Raw genomic sequence first — 17,454 nt, forward strand, 5'->3', positions numbered from 1 at the left:
TTGTTGTAAAACAGACAGAGATAATGAAAAAAAAAGAGAAGGTGTTTACATCTTCTAAGCAGAGCTGCTGGCTATTTTAGCGTCATTGTTACCGATAACATTGATCCAGACGGTTTTTTGAGTCGTTTAATAAGTCAGCGTAATTATCACGTCGTCAATAAACTCCCCCGTACCGCTCAGAGGCTGGGCCGGGACTTCTCCATAAACGGTGAAGCTCTGGGTGCCGCCTGTGGGATGGGCGACGACCAGCGCATCCCCGCTGCGCCAATCGCCCCAGCGTTGCGTGGCCGCGGCATCCTGCCAGAGCCCATAGCGCAGGCACTGGCCTTCGTCGTTGCAAAGCTGCCGCTGATTGCCGCTGGCATGGTTGCCGTTGCCCATAGCAAGGGTAAACGCCGTGCCGGCCGGGCAGCGCGTGGTGAGTGTTGCCGTGGAACGCGTTGGGCGCAGCGTGGCGGTGCTGCTCAGCGTGCCGAAGTTAAGCGGGGTGACGCGTTCTATGTAGCACCCCTGGCTGATTTCGGCCTGCGCGTTGGTGCCGCCCTGCACCTGCTCGCCCTCCGCGGAGCCGTCCGAGCAATTTTGCAGCGCATCCTGACGGGTGGCGCTGTGCCAGGCGATGCGCAGATTCATGTTGTAGTTGTAATAGTGGTACGCCGGCAGTTGGTTTTGTCCCGGCAGGAGGGTGGCGATAAGCGGAAAGCTACCGCTGATGCTGGTATTGCTTTGTGCAGTCAGGGTCTGCTGAATGAGATCCCCGCCGCTGGCGGGGCCCAGCTCCTGAGAATGCGCGACGCCGTTAAACAGGCGGAAGAGCAGGGAGTACTGTTTCCCCTCCTGGTCCCCGGTCGAGAGCATCTGAAAGGGCGGAGCATCCATGCTGCTCAGGCAGACGTTGATATATTCCAGCGTGCCGTTATTGTCGGCCTGACAGCTAAATTTCACCTCGGTGTTGGTCGAGGCGGCATTGCCCGCCACGACGCTGCCAAAGTTAATGGCGGCGGGTGAGGTTATCCAGCATGCTGCCGCCATCGCTTTCATGGACAGCACGAGCAGCAGCAATAACGGTGCTTTTAATGACACAGTTGTTCTCCAATATTCTGTATTGATGACGCGGCGCGCGGGGCCGGAAGTGTGACCCGACACTCCCCCTCGCCGGTTTTCACCACCAGTTCACCCGGCAGGGGCGGATCTTCAAGCCAGATGAAACCGTCACGTCCGACGATGGTCGCGCCGCGTGGCGTTGAAACGATGCTGCCCAGCGGGAGCGGCTTATGGCGGCTGTCGACCAGCCGGGCCTGAACCGTCACGGCGTGATGGACGTTAAAATCGACCTTTACCGCGCTGCCGTTGCCCGGTCTGGCATCTATGTCGGTGACGGGGGCCATCACATCGGCAGGGAGATCCAGCGGATTGATACTGACTTTGCTGCTGTGGTATTGCGGCAGGTCGGTCAGCAGCAGATAACCGTTTTCATCGGTTTCGCCTGCCGGGCGGTTTTCCAGCATGACCGGCACGTGTCCAACGCCGTGGGTGGAGACCAGCGCCAGGCTCTGTTGGCTGTAGCGCAGGGCATGAGGGCTGCCATCCAGCAGCGTCAGGCTGCCTTCGGCTGAGGCGTACTGGTTGCCCAGCTTCGCGCCTTGCTCCAGCCCGACGTGCCATTCACCGGCATGACCCAGATAGCCCACGTCCGCATAGGTATCCCGGCGCTCACCAACGCTTTGTCCCAGCTGCCATGACCAGCCGCCGAGCCGATCGTCCGGCTGGTGGCGATAATCCATGCGCGACGTCTCGCGGCTGGTCTGAACGGAGAGGGTATCCGCACGGCCTAACGGGACCGAGAGCATAAGCTGAACGTTACTCGACGCATCCGTAAACGAACGGGTATAGCTCAGCGTGGTGGATAGGTGGGCAGGCAGCGAGACGGACCAGGAGGCGTTGAGGTAGCGCTGTTTGTTGCCCTGAATGTTTTGCTGTACCCAGCCTGCGCCTACGGTACCGAAATGGGGCACGGAGTGGCTTAGCCAGACGCTATCGCTGCGTCTGACCGGCAGGGCACCGATCGTGCGGGCGTTATCGGCAAAATCGGCATCAGTACGGACGGTGCTGGCAGATAAGCCCGTCCCGCTGCCGTTCCATTGCCAGCCAAGGCCCCACTGTTTTCCCAGACCGTAGGGGCTGTCGCTCAGGGCAACATGCTGGCTGACAATCCCTATGTCGGGTGAGATCAGCCAGTCGACGCCTGTCCCGACATTGCGCAGTTTGCTCTGCTGTTCGGTGTGCAGCGCCAGCGTCAGCTGGTTACTTACCCCATAGCGCCAGCCCGCGTCGAGCACAGGAGTGGGGGCATAGTCATTGGATCGCAGGGCGTAGTTCTGCCGCATCCAGCCGATATCCAGTGAGCCGCTGCTGAGCCCTTCCGCCAGCATCCCAGGCGCACCGTAGAGATCGAGCTGTACGGTGCGACGCTGACCGTTGATATCGGTAATGACCACCTGCGCTTGTCCGCTTCCGGTGAAGGAGGGCAGGGTATCCAGCAGAAAATCCCCCGGCGTCACGTGCTGGCTGCTCTGCTTAAGCCCGTCGATGTAAAGATCGACCGTTGAAGGCAGGACGGCAGTGTCGCTGTAGCGGCTGCGCGGTTCGGTGTTGAGCTGCGGATCAAGCTCAAAATTCCGCGCCCAGTGCAGACCGCCAAAACGTACCTGCCGGCTCCAGCGGGTGCCCGTGGTGATGCTGTCACCCAGCGCCAGGCTGGTCAGCGAGTCTGCGTTGTCCCACTGCCAGCGGGTTTCAAGACGCGTGTGGCTGGGTCGGCCCGCGCTGTTTTCCTCCCCCGCATGGCTTGAAAAGCTGCTGCTGAAGGTGCCGGGAAGCGCCCCGGATGCGGTCAGCGAGGTCTGCGCGTTGAGCTGGCGGTTCCCCTGGGAATCGCTGGCATAAAGGGCATACCCGAGCGTAAACGCGCTGATGGGCTGCGCCTCGGGATAGCGATACTGCGCGGTCGGCCTCTCGATAGTCAGGCGCTGCTGGCCGTCGAGCGCCTTTGCGTCGGCGGTAAGGGAGACCTGCTGAGCATGTAAATCAAGACTGACCTTCAGGCCCGGCAGGGACGTCAGTTCAACCCACTCGCTGTGGTCATCCGGGACGCGAAGCCCCAGCTTTTTGAGGTCGCCGCGGTCAATCCACAGCGCTTCACCCACTACCCGGCAGGCCCACAGCTCCCCTCGAGGAGCGTGATTCACCGTGATGGCCAGCCATTGTACGGTGTCGGCGGCGGGTTCAGCCTGAGCTGTCAGCATGAGCGTTAGCCAAAGCAGGAGCGCGAGTAGCGAGCGGGCGCAGGGGGAGCTGGCTGGCATGGTGTTCATCATTGAGATAGGCGCGCAGTGCGCTGAGCGTGTGGTGTGAAGCCTGCTTAAGTGTCACAAGCGCGGTCTGTCCCGGCAGCACATAGCCCGCCAGCCCTTTCACCGATCCCACAACCTGCCCGCTGGCCGTCAGGGCCTGCAGGTGGCTCAGGCGAATATGGCTGTTTCCGGCGTTATAGCAGCGGATCGTTCCCGGGGACTCCGCCTGTTCGCAGCTCAGGGCATCGCGGCTGACGGGCATATTCTGGTTTCCGGCAATAAAGACGGGAATCGAGTAGCGCAGCAGAAAGTGCACCGCGTTGGGATTGGCCGCACGGGACGTTGCATCCGGCAGTTCATCAATGACCAGGCGGTAACTTTGCTCCTGTTCACGGATGCCGGGCTCCATAATGATGATGCGCACCAGCTGCTGCTGGCCCGGCGCCAGGGAGGTCATCGCGGGGCTGCTGACCACCTTGTCGGTGGCCGTTAACACATCTTTGCCGTTTTGCTGGGTCCATTCGTAAACCCGTATCTGAGCATGGATGGCCGCTTTGCCGCTGTTCGTGAGGTAGACGGCGGATGCTCTTTGACCGCTCTGGAGATCGAGCGTCACGGGGGCCACCTGAAGCGTGGCGGCCAGCGCGTAGCGCGACAGCAGCGTCAGCATCAGGAACCACAGAATGAAGCAGGGAAGACAGCGTCGCATGATCAATACACCAGATTTAAGGTGACATCGTCGCTGTAGGCGCCCGCTTGCGCGGTCGTCAGCGCCCCTGCGTCAATAACGCCATACAGCGTCTCTTCCTGCGCCATGCCGTTGCCGGTATCGGTCAGCCCATCGGTGCTGGTGATTTGCGTCTGTTTGCTCTCATCGGCAAAGAGTTTCCACGCTATCTTCTGTGCGCCCGTTTCACCGTTTTCCGGCTTCAGCCAGAAGGTGCCGTTTTCGCTGCTATCGTTGCTGGTGGCGGAGAGCGTGAACGGCGTACCGTTGGTACAGACAATATCGACCTGCGTTTTGGCCTGAATTTCGTTTGATTCATCCGACCCGTGGCGTGAGAAATTGAGGTCGTTGGCTTTGAGGGTGCAGGATTTTACTACCTCAAGTGAAACGTGCATCGTCGCGCTTGCGGTACTGTCTGCGGCGATCGCAGCGGCAGGAAGCAGGAGAGCGGAGCAACATACAGCAGTGGAGATAATTTTCATGATCTTATTTCCTGACGTGAATAACAGTGCAATTACAAAGAAGTGGCCAGAGCGTCCAGCAGGCAGAGTTTTCGATAGAATTCCGCCAGGTTCTGACAGCAAAATTTTTTCATCGCGTTACGCTTGTGGGTGTAGATCGTTTTCGGTGACTTATTAAGGATTTGTGCGATACGCACCGGGCTGAACCCTTTTTGAATCAGCATGCAAACCCGCATTTCCTGGTACGTGAGCGTGGCGGTATTTTCTAAAGAGAAGGCCATGTCGCTAAAGCAGTGGCTTAGTTGGGCAAGGGACACATTTCCCGGGACCACTCTGATCCGCTCATTGCCTGGCAGGGTGTTAATGTCGTTGACCCTGGCCGTATCCGTAAATAACAGCCAGCTCTGCCCGACGTGCGTGCTGAACAGTTCCTGCAAACGCTGAAGCCCTTCTGGAGTAACGTTATTGATCCAGTACGCTTCAGGACGGGGGGACACGGCCGTCGATACTATCGAATGGAGGCCGAGCCACAAAAACGCGTTGCTGCTCAGAACGATGACCTGATAGCCGGCATTCGGGATGAAAGGCGTCATTTCATGCCCCACAGATAACCCTGGCCGTAGTCGGCCACGCTGGCGCGGGCCAGCGCGAAATCGCCCGCGGTTTCGATGCCTTCTATGAGTACCTTACTGGCGACACGCTTGTACTGGCGGGTGAGGTGCAGGAACTTAGCCTGCTCGGTACGTCCGCTCCAGAAGGTATGTTTGTCAATTTTGACGCCGCAGAAGCGGATCTGGCTGGCAAGCAGCTCGGGAAGAATGTCTTCGCCGACGTCGTCCGCCCACACTTCAACGCCCCACAGATGGAGCATTGCGATACCTGTTCGCAGGGAGCGGCTTTGCATATCGTCGAGTTGTACCATCGTATGGAGATCGGTAACTTCGATAGCCAGCCTCTCCGGGCAGGCGGTTTCTTCTTTCAGCCTGTCGAGGAAGTCCGGTTCCAGCAGTAAATCCGATGTCGCGTTGAGGTAATACTTGTCGCCTTCTTCGCAAGACATGATATGGCGAAGCTGCGCAAAGAAGTGTTCTTTACGCTGTGTAGAAGGCATTGAGCTAAAGTAGTCTTCAAGATTGACGTGGGGCTTTGCCGTGGACAGTACCTCCCAGGCAATCACATTTTCACTGCGCAGTGCCCGGATGGACTCGAACTTATAGCCGGTTAGCATGATAAAAGTGTATACCGCTCCGTAGTGGTTTCAGGAGTGGTATATTTTATTAAAGGTGATTTTATCGGGATATTTATAAATAAAAATTGCCTTTATAAAGCGTTTTTATCTAATTTATAATCTTTATAAAGGATTTTTTATTTTCATAACCGCCCGGCAGGATGCCGGGCGGGGCATGCGTTAGCCTTGCTTGCTGACAATTTTAATTTCGACCATACCAATCCCGAGCTGGCGCGGGGAGTGGCCGAGAATATTCCCTTCATTAGTGGACTGCGGGTCTGGTGGCACAATCACTAAAGTATTGCTGCGCGATGGATTGGTGAAATGCAGCGTGTGAGTGCTTACGTCGTTACCAAGCGTCAGCGTCTGCTCCTCTCCGCCCACGCGCACCGACACGGGCTTATTCGCGTTGGGTCCGTACGCTCTGGCTGTAATCACCAGGTCGAACTGCGCCGGCAGCGGATGGGCATACTCAATTTTTACCTCATTGCCCAGCTGTGCGTTGGACCAGCGACCCCAGGACTCCGGACGAGAGATACCGCTGAACTGTTTAACCTCTTCCGGCGCACCGGCAACGTTGAAGATAAAGCTGTCGGCTTTATAGCGAATATCGTTGTCGACGATTTTCAGCATGTCGACGTTGTGCTGATAGCGGGCGGTATCGATAACCGTATCCCTGAACGCGGTTTTCCCCTTCCACACCGCTTTGTCCACGTGCTGCACGGTTTGCTCCCCGCCAAGCTGCCCCTGAGAGACGCACCAGTCGGTAGACAGCGCCAGCGGCTGTGACCAGAGCTGGCCCATTTTGTAACAGGTGTCGACCCAGACAAAGTTATCGCGCGGGGCAAAATCAGCCAGCTGGAAGCGCAACGGTGCCGAGTATTCGCTTTCGGGCAGCGGCTCAACGCGGTTATCCGACACGCGCAGTAGCAACGGCAGGCGGAAGTTGCTGCCAGAGAAGGCGATCGTTTTTTTATCCTGATCGATGGTGAAGTCTTTCATCTCTTTCGGGAAATTCCACAGGCGGATGATATCCGGCTTCCAGGCGAGGATTTTTTCCTTCATGTTGAGGAACACTTCGGACAGCGATTGTCCTGACAGCGTGCTGCGGCCCAGGCCAATAAAATTGTCTCCGCCGAGGATATCCAGCACGGTGGCGCCGTTATCCATGGAGTTGCGTTTGGTGGCGATCACCTCCTGCTGCGGTTTGTCGCCGCGCAGAACGAAGAACAGATTGCTGCGATCCTGTTTGTTTAGCTGATCCCACGCGCTGTTTTTCATCGCCAGATGGTCAGAAGAGACGACGATCACCGTGTTTTTGAAATACGGCGAGGCTTTTATTTTGTGAACCAATGCGGCGATATGCTCCTGACTACAGGTGACGGCGCTGAAGGATTTATTGCTTTTGCCGTCAATGTCGTAACGTTTGCGCTTGCAGGTGCGTGAGACGAAACCGTCAGGATGGTGGGTATCCACTGTCAGGGCAAAGAGGGAGAAGCGTTTCCCGGCGCGGGAAAGTTCTTCGAATTTTTTCCAGGTCTCATCCAGCACGGTATCGTCGTAGAAGCCCCAGTCGTTGCGGTAGGTGGGGTCGGCGACCGTCGCTTTTAACTCTTCTGAACCGTACAGATGGTCAAAGCCGTGGGATTTGAGGAACACATCTTTTCCGGCAAAGCGCAGGTTGGCTCCCTGCACAAAATAGTTCTCATAGCCGGAGTTTTTCAGGATGTCGCCCAGGCAGATATTTTGCGGGAAGAAGCTCGACATAGAGGCCGAGGCGTTGCCTTCAAAGGGGGCAAACAGAGGGATGCCGCACTGGGAGGCGACCATCCCGGCGATGGTGTAATCGGTGCCGGGGAGTTGCATGGTGTGGCTGAAGTCGAGACCTTCGTTTTTCAGGGCGCCCAGATCCGGCGTCAGGTTCGGGAAGGCATCGTTATCGAAATAGGTTCTCTCCAGGCTCTCGCCGTAGATATACACCAGATTAAGCTTCGGGTTAGCGATCGTTTTCGATGGCTCTTTATAGTACGCCACGAAATCTGGATCGCCGTCGCGCGACTGGGATTTCACCAGCTCGGTGATCTGGTGAAACGCCGGGCTGGCATCCACGGAGGCCAGCGCAAGGAAAAGCGCCAGCAGGCTGTAGCCATGGTGGTGCGGAAGATGACGGCGGCGGCGCAGGACCCAGGCGAGCGTACCAAAAATCACCACCAAAGCCATCACCAGCCCCAGACCGGGGAGAATGTATTTACCCACGCCCGCGCCCGTCAGGCTATTGGTCAGCGTGTAGAGCACTGCATCGTTGATACCGTCGCCGGTAAAGTAGTCGCTGGCGTAGAGCGTAATGTTTAAAACAATAAAAATGCCGAGCACCACCAGCGTGGCGACAAACCACCACGTGTTACGGCCTGCTTTCCAGGCGTAAACGCCGATGGAGGCAAGAAAAAGGGCAAGGGACATTAACTCTGACAACAGCATATCCTCATGACGCCAGGTGCTTCGCTGGCTAATTGATTATTTTTTGGGTAATACAATGTAATGGCGATGTCGCTAAGCTGCAATTTTAGTGTCACGAAAGTGTGCCGTTGTTAGGAATTGGTTTAGAAAATCGTTTTTTTGAAGGCGGTCGCATCCTGTTGTACGGATGCTGAGACGAGGGCAGAAGGGGAAAATGCCGGTTTCACGCCGCGTTGCAAGACTAACGTATTAAACGCGGCGTGTTGTGGCAGGAAATGGGGCCGATCAGGAGATGAAATTAACGCCTTGTTTCAGCACCAGATCGCAGGCTTTGGTTTTCACCTGTTTCGCCAGAGATGAGTTGCCCAGGGTGCTCAGATTCAGCTGCTGGCCATTTTGCGCGTTCAGCAGACCCTGAATGCCGTCCATGTAGTTGGTGTCGGCTTTCTGCTCCTGGGTATCCAGACCCAGCTTACCCAGCACTTGGTTTTTCACATTTTGCGCATCGGTGACGGACGCCAGCTTTTGCTTCGCACAGTATTCCAGAATACCCGCCGCGTTGTTCATGGTGCCCGCGCTCAGGCTCTGGGAGCTGTTGCCCAGCAGGCTGGTGAGGGAAGAGGCTGACAGCCCGCCCTGCGTGCTGCCGCTCTCTTTGGTGAGTTCGCTGGCGGCGCTGGAGAGGGACTCCTGCCAGGATGCGGCGTGCGCCATGCCGGTGACCAGCAGGGCGCCTAAAAGTGTGCTGAAAAGAATCTGTTTTTTCATAATGGCTTTCTCAAAAAAGGTCCGTTTGGGCCGAAAGTGGCTCCAGTATATACCTCCGGGCCACCGGCAATTCCTGGAACTGTCTTAATACTCTTTACCGGTGACGCGGCTGCGGTAACTGTCCCAGTCAAAGATGACGTACAAGCTGTTGCCCAGCTTCATGCGATCCATCACGCGTTCGCCCAGTAAGCGGGTCATCTCGTCGATATTGTGGTTGGTTAGCATGCCGGTGGGACGTTTGGAAGAAGAGCGGCGATCGACAATCTGATTAATGATCACTTTTTCGTAGCGGGATTCGGTCTGAACGCCAATTTCATCGATAACCAGCAAGTCAACGTTGCTCAGATCGTTAAGCAGCTGCTCTTCGCTGGTTTCGCGGTTGCTAAAGGTGTCTTTCATGGCAGACATGATATCGGCCACGGTAATAATTAATACCGATTTCCCGCGCAGAAGCAGTTCGTTACAGATGGCGGCGGCCAGGTGATTTTTGCCGGTGCCGGGCTTACCGCTGAAGATAAAGCTGGCGATGTTGCCGTCGAATTCATCCACATACTGACGCGCGGCGGCAAGGGCGTTCATCTGCCCGTTGGTCTCAATTTTATAGTTATCGAACGAGCAGTTCTGATGCAGGGGACGAATACCGGAGCGGTTAAAGGTACGCTGCATTTTCATCGCCCGGTTTTCGCGGGCGAGGGCGGCGGCGCGGATCTCACCCTGTTCTTTTTGCCACGCCAGAAGTTCTTCACCCGTAGTGAACGCGGGCTTCACATTGGCTGGCATCATCTTTTGCAGTCGTTTCATCAGGTCGCCGACGTTTTTCATTTCGCACCTCGGAATCCATTAGGGATCTGTTTATCCGGTTCTGAAAAAGCGTTGATATCGCGTTTGGGCTGGCCGTTATTGCTGGCGCGGTTAATCTGCAGATGGCGGGCAAGCTTTTGCTGCCACTGAATGTGGGTAAAGACTTTGCCTTCTGCCTGCCACCAGGCAATAAAGGCGGCAAGCTCTTCAGGGGTTGCCGGTTGCGTCAGCGCAATGCCCCACAGCGCCGCCTGCCGCTGAAAATCAACATCCGGGTGCCAGCCCGCGTACAGGGCAAATTTTCCCATCGGAACCGTCACGGGGGCGTTACCTGGCTCTTCAAAGAACTGGTTATCCAGTGTGACATCGCTCGCCGGGCGCGACAACCGCGCTTCAATCTCCAGAAGCTGTGCCAGACGCTCTGGTGTGAGGGCGTAAAACGCCGGGGCGTTGTCGGCCAACACCGCAAGCGTGCCGCCTTCGGCGTGCGTCAACACACCACGGGGATCGCGCATAAAGGCATCAATACCAGCAATGCTGGTGGTCAGAATTCTGGAGGACATAACGCTTTCTCAACTGATTACTACGGGCGTGATATGGGCTTATGGTAGCACAGAGAGGATGAGGGGATGGAGGGGATTTCCCCGGTGGCGCTGCGCTTACCGGGGCTACAGTCGTAGGCCTGATAAGCGCAGCGCCATCAGGCATTTATCACGCGATGATATTCAGGGTCACGTCGATGTTACCGCGGGTCGCGTTAGAGTACGGACAAACAATGTGCGCCGCATCGACCAGTTTTTTGGCTTCTGCAGGATCCATACCTTCAACGTGGATGTTCAGTTTAGCTTCGATACCAAAACCGGTTGGCAGTGGGCCAATCCCGACTTCACCTTCGATATAGGCCTCTTTTGGCAGCGTAAATTTGTCGCGCGCAGCCACAAACTTCATTGCGCCCAGGAAGCAGGCGGAGTAGCCGGCAGCAAACAGCTGTTCAGGGTTGGTCACTTCACCCCCCATGCCGCCCATCTCTTTTGGCACACCCAGTTTGACGTCCAGGACGCCATCGGAAGAGGTTGCACGGCCGTCACGGCCCCCGGTTGCTTTTGCTTTGGCAGTGTAGACAACTTTTTCTAAAGACATGGCAGGTTCCTCATCTTACGTTTATGTGTGCTATTAAATAGCGTACGATATATATAGGTAAATAAATACGCGTAAAGTATAGCCTTACGCGTGATGTAACTGATGTCGCAAAAGTTCAAGCTGCTGCTTAAGTGCCAGCATCGTGTCAGTATCACATTGTGCTGCGCATCCCACCGCGTGGGGGATCCCGGATGCCAGCTGCTGCAGCTCACGCCCTGCGTCGCTCAGCGTAACGGCGACCTGACGTTCATCTTTACGCGAACGCTGACGGTTGATCAGCCCGGCGCTTTCCAGACGCTTCAGCAGCGGCGTCAGGGTGGCAGAGTCAAGGAACAGCCGCTCGCCAATGTCCGACACCGTAATGTCATCCTGCTCCCACAGTACCAGCATTACCAGGTATTGCGGGTAGGTCAGGTTCAGCGGTGCCAGCAGTTGCCGGTACAGCTTGTTAAGCGCCAGGTTTGCCGAATAGAGGGCAAAACAGAGCTGGTTATCCAGCAGAAGCGCGTTGGTGGTGTCGTTCGTTTTTGCGTCCATGGAATGAATATAGATAGTGCGCGATATAATTGCAAGCAATTTTATGGGCACGTATAACGAAGTGCCACCTGAACGGCCATTTTACGGTAGTGCTGGCGCTGAGCCATTTCATCCGCCCCCTCTTCAAACAGCAACGTAAAGGTGTAGCTGTTGGCGACGTAGTGGAAGCTGAAGCTGCTGATCAGGCGGTGGAGATCGCGGGCTTCAACCGTCTGGTTGAACAGCTGCTTTTCCTTTCCACGATGCAGGATATCTTCGATCAGGTCGAGCGCGCTGCGGTTGACCTGGCGCAGGTAGCTGGATTGCTGCATGAAGCGACCACGCTGCATGTTTTCCATGCAGATAATACGAATGTAATCCGGATGGTCTGCGTGGTAGTCAAAGGTGGCTTCAACCAGATGAACCAGCGCTTCTACCGGCGGCATGGCGGCCAGGCTGAGCGCTTTTTCACTGTTTCGTATCTGGGTGTAAACATACTCCAGTACGAGAAGATAAAGATTTTCTTTGTTCTTAAAGTGGTAAACCACCATCCGTTTAGTGGTGCCTGCTTTCTCTGCGATTTGCTCCATGCGGGCACCGTTCAACCCATATTCGGCAAAAAGCGCGATAGCGCTCTGGAAAATTTTCTCCTTCAGGCTGGATTCTTCATGCTGCTCCGGGAGTTCGCTGCCAGGGTTTGCCACATCCTTTCCTTATCGTCACTAAACGGAATAGAGAGATTATCCCCATGGCAGCGAAATAACACAAACATCAAACGCGCGGGCGTTTGCGGTAAAGCCACAGTCCTGGGATCGACAACCCAATCGAGAGCGCGCCAACGATAGAAGAGGCCTTAAGAAAGTTGCTCAGGAGCAGGATCATTTGTGGCTCGGTATAGCCAAAGTGGCTGATTTTTACCGCTGAGATCATGGCCGTGTAAGCGGAAATGCCCGGGAACATTGGGATGACGGCCGCGACGGTAAACACCTTGGGATGGGCCAGATACCAGCGCGACCACTGAATACCAATGCTGCCGACCAGCATGGAGGCCATAAAGGTCGACCACTCGATATTAAAACCGGCGGTCATCATGATCATTCGCGAACCATGGCCGATTGCGCCCAGGAGCGCGCACCACGGCAGGGCGCGCTGCGGGACGTTGAACACCATTGCAAAGCCGACGGCCGGAATGGCGGCCAGAAACATGTCCTGCGCCAGTGCCAGCAGAAACGTTATCACGCCCATCCGCGTAACCCCCACAGTGTCATGGCCATTACTACGCCGATGCAGGTCGCCAGCGTGAGCAGGCTGGCAATCGCCCAGCGTGCCAGGCCGGTATTGATATGCCCTTTAAACATGTCGGCAACAGCGTTAATTAACGGGAAGCCCGGCACCAGAAGGAGCACGCTGGCGGCCATGGCGATGGTGGGCGTGTTGGCAAACTGCGGCAGGCGCAGCAGCAGCCCGGAAACCGTCGTGGCGACAAAAGCGGTGATGCAGAAGTTAATTTGTGGGTGCAGTTGCCGGTGCGTCAGCACCTGGCGAACATACATGGCAATGCTGCTGGCGCAAAAGGTCACGAACGCGCCGTCCCAGCCCCCTTTATTGAGCTTACAAAAACAGGCGCACGACAGTCCCACCATTAACACCACCAACCAGCGCGGATAACGTAATGGCTTGATTTGATTAAATCGTTTTTCTATCTCTTTGAGGTCGAGAAGCTTATGTTCAGCCAGAATGACGATATGCTGTACTTCGGTCACAACGTGCATGTTAATGCCGCGGTCGTGGTTTTTACGGGTAGAGGTGAGGCACTGACCGTCTTTGATGGTGGTCAGCACGATGGCGTTTGATGAAATCGCGCTTTCGACGCTATCCATCCCCAATGCCAGCCCCAGACGCGTCGAAAGCTCCTCGACCAGGGCACTCTCTGCCCCGTGCTGGAGCAGGAAAAGCCCGCACTGAATACATAGCCGCGTGATGGCACGCTGCATTGATATTTCTGCCTGCATGTAGTGTCCCGAAGAGTTGATGAATCGCTTGCCTGTTGGCCCTCAATGCTTACTTTTAGCACAAAGTGCGGTATCCCTTGCTCTGGGTCAGATCAAGATTCTTGCAAACAGTTCACGTCCGGTTCGCGAAAGCGGAGGCGATAATATATAAATGCGATGGATTTAAATATTCTAAAATATAAAGTATTTATATTAAGTTATTCTTATTTTATATTTTCGTTCTTTTAATGTCTTTGCAATTAAATTTAATTGTGCTTTGTGAGATATTACCGTTGTTTTAGGCATTTCTTAACCTAAGAACATATCTCATCTTCTGCTTGTATTAATCAGTCTTACACTCAGGGACGAAAATACGTAAATCTTGATGCGTGTAAACGTTACTCATCAAATGAAAAATGGACACGGAGGGTCTATGTTGTCATTGAATGGTAAGCATGGCGTAGTAATTAGCAGGGTACCCGTGATGCAAAGCGGGCTAGGCAGCGTTATGTCAAACCATTTCCCTGAATTTGAATTGACATATTGCCGCTCGTTGCAGGAGTTAACGCTGCTCCAGCTTCGCCGGGCCGACGTCATTATTGCCGATATTTCAGGCGAATACAGGAAACCCCGGGGGACGCTTGAAGGGTATTACAGCTTACTGAATCAATATCGGGATATTCACTGGATTTTTCTGGTCTCTCGTCCCCTTTATCCCGTCGCAGTGGAACTGCTTATGCGGCCGGAAAGTACGCTGCTTTCTGAAATGGAACCGATTGAAGGCGTGATTAATGCTATTCGTGCAGGGAGCGAGCGGGCGGAGCGGATAAGCCAGACGTTATTGTCTCCTGAAGTGGTTGCTGCTGAAGACGACGAGCCATTTGTGGCGCTCACCCACTCCGAACGCAAAGTGCTGCGTCTGTTAGGCAAGGGCTGGGGCATTAATCAGATTGCGACTTTGCTTAAGAAGAGCAACAAAACGATCAGCGCGCAGAAAAACAGCGCGATGCGACGATTGTCGCTGCGTAGCAATGCCGATATGTACGCTTGGATTAACAGTGCACAGGGAATGAGAGAGCTGAGTTTACTATCAGCCTATGGAGAGTATGAGGAATGGAAAAAACCGACACCACACGACATATCGCTGTCATCGAAAATTGCACCATGAGTGCCGTTGGGCTGCAGCATCTTTTTGCTATGCCCATGCTCAGCCAGTATCAACTGCACCTCTTCAGCCAATTCGAAAGCTTTAAACAGGCGCTTCCCGGCGTCTCTTTTTTCTCGGTGATCTATTCACTCTCTGACGCGCGTGAGGAGCGTCGTAACTGTCTGGCATCCCTGCGTGATCTCGCGTTCACGCACGGTAATATCCAGCGCATTGTGCTGGCATCGGATGATGTGGAAGCGCGGTTGATCAGCCATTTGTCGCCTTCTCGTCTGCACGGCATTATTAGTAAATCGGTACCGCTTAGCCACCTGCAGGAGGAGCTGGTGGTGTTATTGAGTGAAACGCATCATATCAATGACAATATGTTGAACCACTGGTATGTGAATCAAAACAGAATGTTAAGCCCAACAGAGCGAGCAATATTACGTTATATGTCTTTCGGATTTTCCATCCCTGAAATTGCGGCACAACTGGAACGCAATATTAAGACCATCCGGGCACATAAGTTTAATGCGATGGTTAAATTGGGAGTGAATTCTGACGTAGGGCTACTGGATGCGGCGGATATTCTTACTCACCTTCCGGCAAGAGACATGCGTTATGCGGTGTCAGGCTCGCCGGCATTTTTATAATCAGGAATTGAATGATGCGCCAGATAGACACTGGCACATCAATCAAATGCACACATCGACCCACTTTGCGGATGTCAGCTCTGCCATCCGGTCTGGTGAAATACGTACGGCACTGTGAATTGCGCCCGCAGCGGGTAGTACTTCAGCGTACTGTTTTAATGAAACATCGCAGTACACAGAGAGTGGGTTTTCCAGCCCGAACGGGCATACTCCTCCAACGGGATGACCCGTGATGGTTACCACTTCATCACTACTGAGCATGCGCGCTTTCGCACCAAAGGTATCTTTCAGTTTTTTGTTATCCAGACGCGCATCGCCTTTAGCCACCACCAGGATCACTTCATTTTTAACTTTCAGCGATAGCGTCTTGGCGATTTGTCCCGGCTCAACGCGATGAGCGGCAGCAGCCAGCGCAACGGTCGCGGTACTCTCACCCAGTTCTATGACTTCTATATCCGGAGCGTTGTCGGCAAAAAACTGCTGTACAGACTGCAAACTCATTGTTTCCTCCTGACTAATATCCTGCGTAATCTGTCACAAGAATTTATAGGCTGTAAATATCCCTTAAGTAACAAATATCCCACATGGCCGATTTCTGGATCGCCTTCACATTCACAGAAACCGGTTACAGTAACCGGTTGCAGAGCGTCATTGAGAGATTAATACTGAAGGCGTAACGTCCCCTGTATCCAATAATAAGAGCACATTATGAAACCATTCCGTCTGAGCAGTACCGCTGGTACACGAGCCAGCAAGGTTGTGAAGCTGATTTATGGAACAACGTGTGGTGTGAAAGCGCCCGTACCGAACGTCTGACAGGAGATCTGCTATGTCTGCCAACCATGCTGCGTTTAATCTGATATTTCGTTTCGTTGAAAATTACGTTAGTCCGATTGCCGGGCGGATCTCTTCCCAGCGTCATGTTATGGCTATCCGTGACGGGTTTATCTCCGCAATGCCATTCATGATTGTCGGTTCATTTTTGTTGGTCTTTGCTTACCCACCGTTTTCGCCAGACACTACCTGGGGCTTCGCGCGGGCCTGGCTGGATATGGCAAAGCAATTTGAAGGCCAAATCCTGACCCCGTTCGATATGACGATGGGCATTATGTCCATTTATATTTGTGCGGCTATTGCCTATAACCTTGGCAAACACTATGTGAAATCACATCAGTTAGACCCGTTCATGTGCGCCATGCTGTCGCTGATGGCGTTTCTGCTGGTGGCTGCGCCGAAAACCAAAGGCGCGCTGCCCGTAGACAGTCTGGGCGGTACGGGGATCTTCACCGCGATTCTGGTGGCAATCTATTGCGTCGAGATGATGCGTTTCCTGAAAGCACACAATATTGGTATCCGTCTGCCCGACCAGGTACCACCGATGATCAAAAACTCCTTTGACCTGCTGATCCCGGTGCTGGTGGTCGTGCTGACGCTTTATCCGCTGAGTTTGTTGATTCAGTCTCAGTTTGGCATGCTGATCCCCCAGGCCATTATGTCTCTCTTCAAACCGCTGGTTTCTGCCGCAGACTCTCTGCCTGCGATCCTGCTGGCGGTGTTGATCGGCCATTTGCTGTGGTTTGCGGGGATCCACGGAGCGGCAATTGTTTCCGGAATGCTGCAGATGTTCTGGCTGACCAATCTCGGGGCTAACCAGACTGCGCTGGCGGCAAGCCAGCCTCTGCCACATATCTTTATGGAGGCGTTCTGGACGTTCTTTATCGTGATTGGGGGATCGGGCGCGACAATGGGACTGGTGTTCTGCTACCTGCGCAGTCGTTCTGCGCATCTGCGTTCAATCGGGCGTCTGAGCGTGGTGCCAAGCATCTTTAACATCAACGAACCTGTCATTTTTGGTACGCCGATTGTTATGAACCCGGTGTTCTTTATTCCGTTCCTGCTGGCGCCAATGGTTAACGCTGTGCTGGCCTGGGCGGCAATGAAGTTTGATCTGATTAGTCGCGTGATCTCTGTTGTGCCGTGGACGGCACCGGCGCCTGTGGGCGCAGCATGGGCCCTGGGCTGGGATTTCCGCGCGGCCATTCTGGTGGTGGTACTTGCGTGTGTCTCCGCCATCATCTATTTCCCGTTCTTCAAAGTGTACGAGAAGCAGCTGCTGGAGCAGGAAGCGGAAGAAGCGCAGCGTAATGCGGAAGCGGAAAATCAGCAGATGGCCTAGGTAAAAGCAAAACGGCAACATGAGTTGCCGTTTTTA

19 protein-coding genes are annotated in these 17,454 nt (G+C 54.6%); 3 read left to right on the forward strand and 16 right to left on the reverse strand.

From position 1 onward, the window contains the following. Window positions 1-126 precede the first annotated feature (126 nt). The 15 genes from EKN38_RS09280 to EKN38_RS09350 form a co-directional block, all read right to left on the reverse strand. Window positions 127-1,083 carry a spore coat U domain-containing protein gene (locus tag EKN38_RS09280; protein WP_014830546.1) on the reverse strand — a complete coding sequence of 319 codons (957 nt, stop codon included), beginning with the start codon at window positions 1,081-1,083 and terminating at the stop codon, window positions 127-129. After that, the gene (locus EKN38_RS09285; RefSeq protein ID WP_260480544.1) at window positions 1,074-3,365 is read right to left on the reverse strand and encodes a fimbria/pilus outer membrane usher protein; all 2,292 of its coding nucleotides are present in this window, start codon (window positions 3,363-3,365) and stop codon (window positions 1,074-1,076) included. The genes EKN38_RS09280 and EKN38_RS09285 overlap by 10 nt, the downstream gene beginning before the upstream one ends. After that, on the reverse strand, window positions 3,286-4,062 hold the full coding sequence (locus EKN38_RS09290) for a molecular chaperone (protein WP_014830548.1): 777 nt from the start codon (window positions 4,060-4,062) through the stop codon (window positions 3,286-3,288). Before EKN38_RS09290 ends, EKN38_RS09285 begins: the two co-directional genes overlap by 80 nt. A gap of 2 nt (window positions 4,063-4,064) precedes the next feature. Further along, entirely contained in the window at window positions 4,065-4,562 is a 498-nt protein-coding gene (locus EKN38_RS09295) for a spore coat U domain-containing protein (RefSeq protein ID WP_014830549.1), read from the reverse strand. Window positions 4,563-4,594: 32 nt separating this feature from the next. Then, window positions 4,595-5,134: a helix-turn-helix transcriptional regulator gene (locus EKN38_RS09300; protein WP_014830550.1), complete on the reverse strand. Its 540-nt coding sequence runs from the start codon at window positions 5,132-5,134 to the stop codon at window positions 4,595-4,597. Then, window positions 5,131-5,769, reverse strand: a complete 639-nt coding sequence (locus EKN38_RS09305; RefSeq protein WP_014830551.1) for an EAL domain-containing protein — start codon at window positions 5,767-5,769, stop codon at window positions 5,131-5,133. The genes EKN38_RS09300 and EKN38_RS09305 overlap by 4 nt, the downstream gene beginning before the upstream one ends. Before the next feature lie 180 nt (window positions 5,770-5,949). After that, on the reverse strand, window positions 5,950-8,241 hold the full coding sequence (gene opgB / locus EKN38_RS09310) for a phosphatidylglycerol--membrane-oligosaccharide glycerophosphotransferase (protein WP_014830552.1): 2,292 nt from the start codon (window positions 8,239-8,241) through the stop codon (window positions 5,950-5,952). 270 nt (window positions 8,242-8,511) lie between these two features. Further along, window positions 8,512-8,994, reverse strand: a complete 483-nt coding sequence (locus EKN38_RS09315; RefSeq protein ID WP_013095460.1) for a DUF2501 domain-containing protein — start codon at window positions 8,992-8,994, stop codon at window positions 8,512-8,514. An 84-nt stretch (window positions 8,995-9,078) separates the two neighbouring features. Further along, window positions 9,079-9,816, reverse strand: a complete 738-nt coding sequence (gene dnaC, locus EKN38_RS09320; RefSeq protein WP_014830553.1) for a DNA replication protein DnaC — start codon at window positions 9,814-9,816, stop codon at window positions 9,079-9,081. Then, entirely contained in the window at window positions 9,813-10,358 is a 546-nt protein-coding gene (dnaT, locus tag EKN38_RS09325) for a primosomal protein DnaT (RefSeq protein ID WP_014830554.1), read from the reverse strand. The genes dnaC and dnaT overlap by 4 nt, the downstream gene beginning before the upstream one ends. Window positions 10,359-10,506: 148 nt before the next feature. After that, window positions 10,507-10,935, reverse strand: a complete 429-nt coding sequence (locus EKN38_RS09330; RefSeq protein WP_014830555.1) for an organic hydroperoxide resistance protein — start codon at window positions 10,933-10,935, stop codon at window positions 10,507-10,509. Between the two features lie 84 nt (window positions 10,936-11,019). After that, window positions 11,020-11,472, reverse strand: a complete 453-nt coding sequence (locus EKN38_RS09335; RefSeq protein ID WP_014830556.1) for a MarR family winged helix-turn-helix transcriptional regulator — start codon at window positions 11,470-11,472, stop codon at window positions 11,020-11,022. Between the two features lie 41 nt (window positions 11,473-11,513). Beyond that, window positions 11,514-12,155 carry a TetR family transcriptional regulator gene (locus EKN38_RS09340; protein ID WP_014830557.1) on the reverse strand — a complete coding sequence of 214 codons (642 nt, stop codon included), beginning with the start codon at window positions 12,153-12,155 and terminating at the stop codon, window positions 11,514-11,516. A gap of 67 nt (window positions 12,156-12,222) precedes the next feature. After that, on the reverse strand, window positions 12,223-12,696 hold the full coding sequence (locus EKN38_RS09345) for a threonine/serine exporter (protein ID WP_014830558.1): 474 nt from the start codon (window positions 12,694-12,696) through the stop codon (window positions 12,223-12,225). Beyond that, window positions 12,687-13,463: a threonine/serine exporter ThrE family protein gene (locus tag EKN38_RS09350; protein WP_043951563.1), complete on the reverse strand. Its 777-nt coding sequence runs from the start codon at window positions 13,461-13,463 to the stop codon at window positions 12,687-12,689. Before EKN38_RS09350 ends, EKN38_RS09345 begins: the two co-directional genes overlap by 10 nt. A gap of 412 nt (window positions 13,464-13,875) precedes the next feature. Between EKN38_RS09350 and EKN38_RS09355 the strand changes: the two genes are divergently transcribed. After that, window positions 13,876-14,610: a helix-turn-helix transcriptional regulator gene (locus EKN38_RS09355; protein WP_014830560.1), complete on the forward strand. Its 735-nt coding sequence runs from the start codon at window positions 13,876-13,878 to the stop codon at window positions 14,608-14,610. After that, the gene (gene bglJ / locus EKN38_RS09360) at window positions 14,607-15,242 is read left to right on the forward strand and encodes a DNA-binding transcriptional activator BglJ (RefSeq protein ID WP_014830561.1); all 636 of its coding nucleotides are present in this window, start codon (window positions 14,607-14,609) and stop codon (window positions 15,240-15,242) included. Before EKN38_RS09355 ends, bglJ begins: the two co-directional genes overlap by 4 nt. A gap of 42 nt (window positions 15,243-15,284) precedes the next feature. On the opposite strand, the gene EKN38_RS09365 is transcribed toward bglJ, so the two are convergent. Then, window positions 15,285-15,743, reverse strand: coding sequence for a YbaK/EbsC family protein (locus tag EKN38_RS09365; RefSeq protein WP_014830562.1), 459 nt, complete (start codon window positions 15,741-15,743; stop codon window positions 15,285-15,287). A gap of 328 nt (window positions 15,744-16,071) precedes the next feature. Between EKN38_RS09365 and EKN38_RS09370 the strand changes: the two genes are divergently transcribed. Beyond that, a complete protein-coding gene (locus tag EKN38_RS09370; RefSeq protein ID WP_014830563.1) occupies window positions 16,072-17,418 on the forward strand; it encodes a PTS cellobiose transporter subunit IIC in 1,347 nt (448 codons plus the stop codon). Window positions 17,419-17,454 lie beyond the last annotated feature (36 nt).

Source organism: Enterobacter sp. WCHEn045836, assembly GCF_003965585.1.
In the GTDB taxonomy this organism is placed as follows: domain Bacteria; phylum Pseudomonadota; class Gammaproteobacteria; order Enterobacterales; family Enterobacteriaceae; genus Enterobacter; species Enterobacter dissolvens.

Bases quoted from the DNA above. Each gene is read 5' to 3' on its own strand.
- EKN38_RS09285 (WP_260480544.1), bottom strand. From the start codon at position 3,365: ATGCCAGCCAGCTCCCCCTGCGCCCGCTCGCTACTCGCGCTCCTGCTT.
- EKN38_RS09290 (WP_014830548.1), bottom strand. From the start codon at position 4,062: ATGCGACGCTGTCTTCCCTGCTTCATTCTGTGGTTCCTGATGCTGACG.
- EKN38_RS09295 (WP_014830549.1), bottom strand. From the start codon at position 4,562: ATGAAAATTATCTCCACTGCTGTATGTTGCTCCGCTCTCCTGCTTCCT.
- EKN38_RS09300 (WP_014830550.1), bottom strand. From the start codon at position 5,134: ATGACGCCTTTCATCCCGAATGCCGGCTATCAGGTCATCGTTCTGAGC.
- EKN38_RS09305 (WP_014830551.1), bottom strand. From the start codon at position 5,769: ATGCTAACCGGCTATAAGTTCGAGTCCATCCGGGCACTGCGCAGTGAA.
- EKN38_RS09315 (WP_013095460.1), bottom strand. From the start codon at position 8,994: ATGAAAAAACAGATTCTTTTCAGCACACTTTTAGGCGCCCTGCTGGTC.
- dnaC (WP_014830553.1), bottom strand. From the start codon at position 9,816: ATGAAAAACGTCGGCGACCTGATGAAACGACTGCAAAAGATGATGCCA.
- dnaT (WP_014830554.1), bottom strand. From the start codon at position 10,358: ATGTCCTCCAGAATTCTGACCACCAGCATTGCTGGTATTGATGCCTTT.
- EKN38_RS09330 (WP_014830555.1), bottom strand. From the start codon at position 10,935: ATGTCTTTAGAAAAAGTTGTCTACACTGCCAAAGCAAAAGCAACCGGG.
- EKN38_RS09335 (WP_014830556.1), bottom strand. From the start codon at position 11,472: ATGGACGCAAAAACGAACGACACCACCAACGCGCTTCTGCTGGATAAC.
- EKN38_RS09345 (WP_014830558.1), bottom strand. From the start codon at position 12,696: ATGGGCGTGATAACGTTTCTGCTGGCACTGGCGCAGGACATGTTTCTG.
- EKN38_RS09350 (WP_043951563.1), bottom strand. From the start codon at position 13,463: ATGCAGGCAGAAATATCAATGCAGCGTGCCATCACGCGGCTATGTATT.
- EKN38_RS09355 (WP_014830560.1), top strand. From the start codon at position 13,876: ATGTTGTCATTGAATGGTAAGCATGGCGTAGTAATTAGCAGGGTACCC.
- bglJ (WP_014830561.1), top strand. From the start codon at position 14,607: ATGAGTGCCGTTGGGCTGCAGCATCTTTTTGCTATGCCCATGCTCAGC.
- EKN38_RS09365 (WP_014830562.1), bottom strand. From the start codon at position 15,743: ATGAGTTTGCAGTCTGTACAGCAGTTTTTTGCCGACAACGCTCCGGAT.
- EKN38_RS09370 (WP_014830563.1), top strand. From the start codon at position 16,072: ATGTCTGCCAACCATGCTGCGTTTAATCTGATATTTCGTTTCGTTGAA.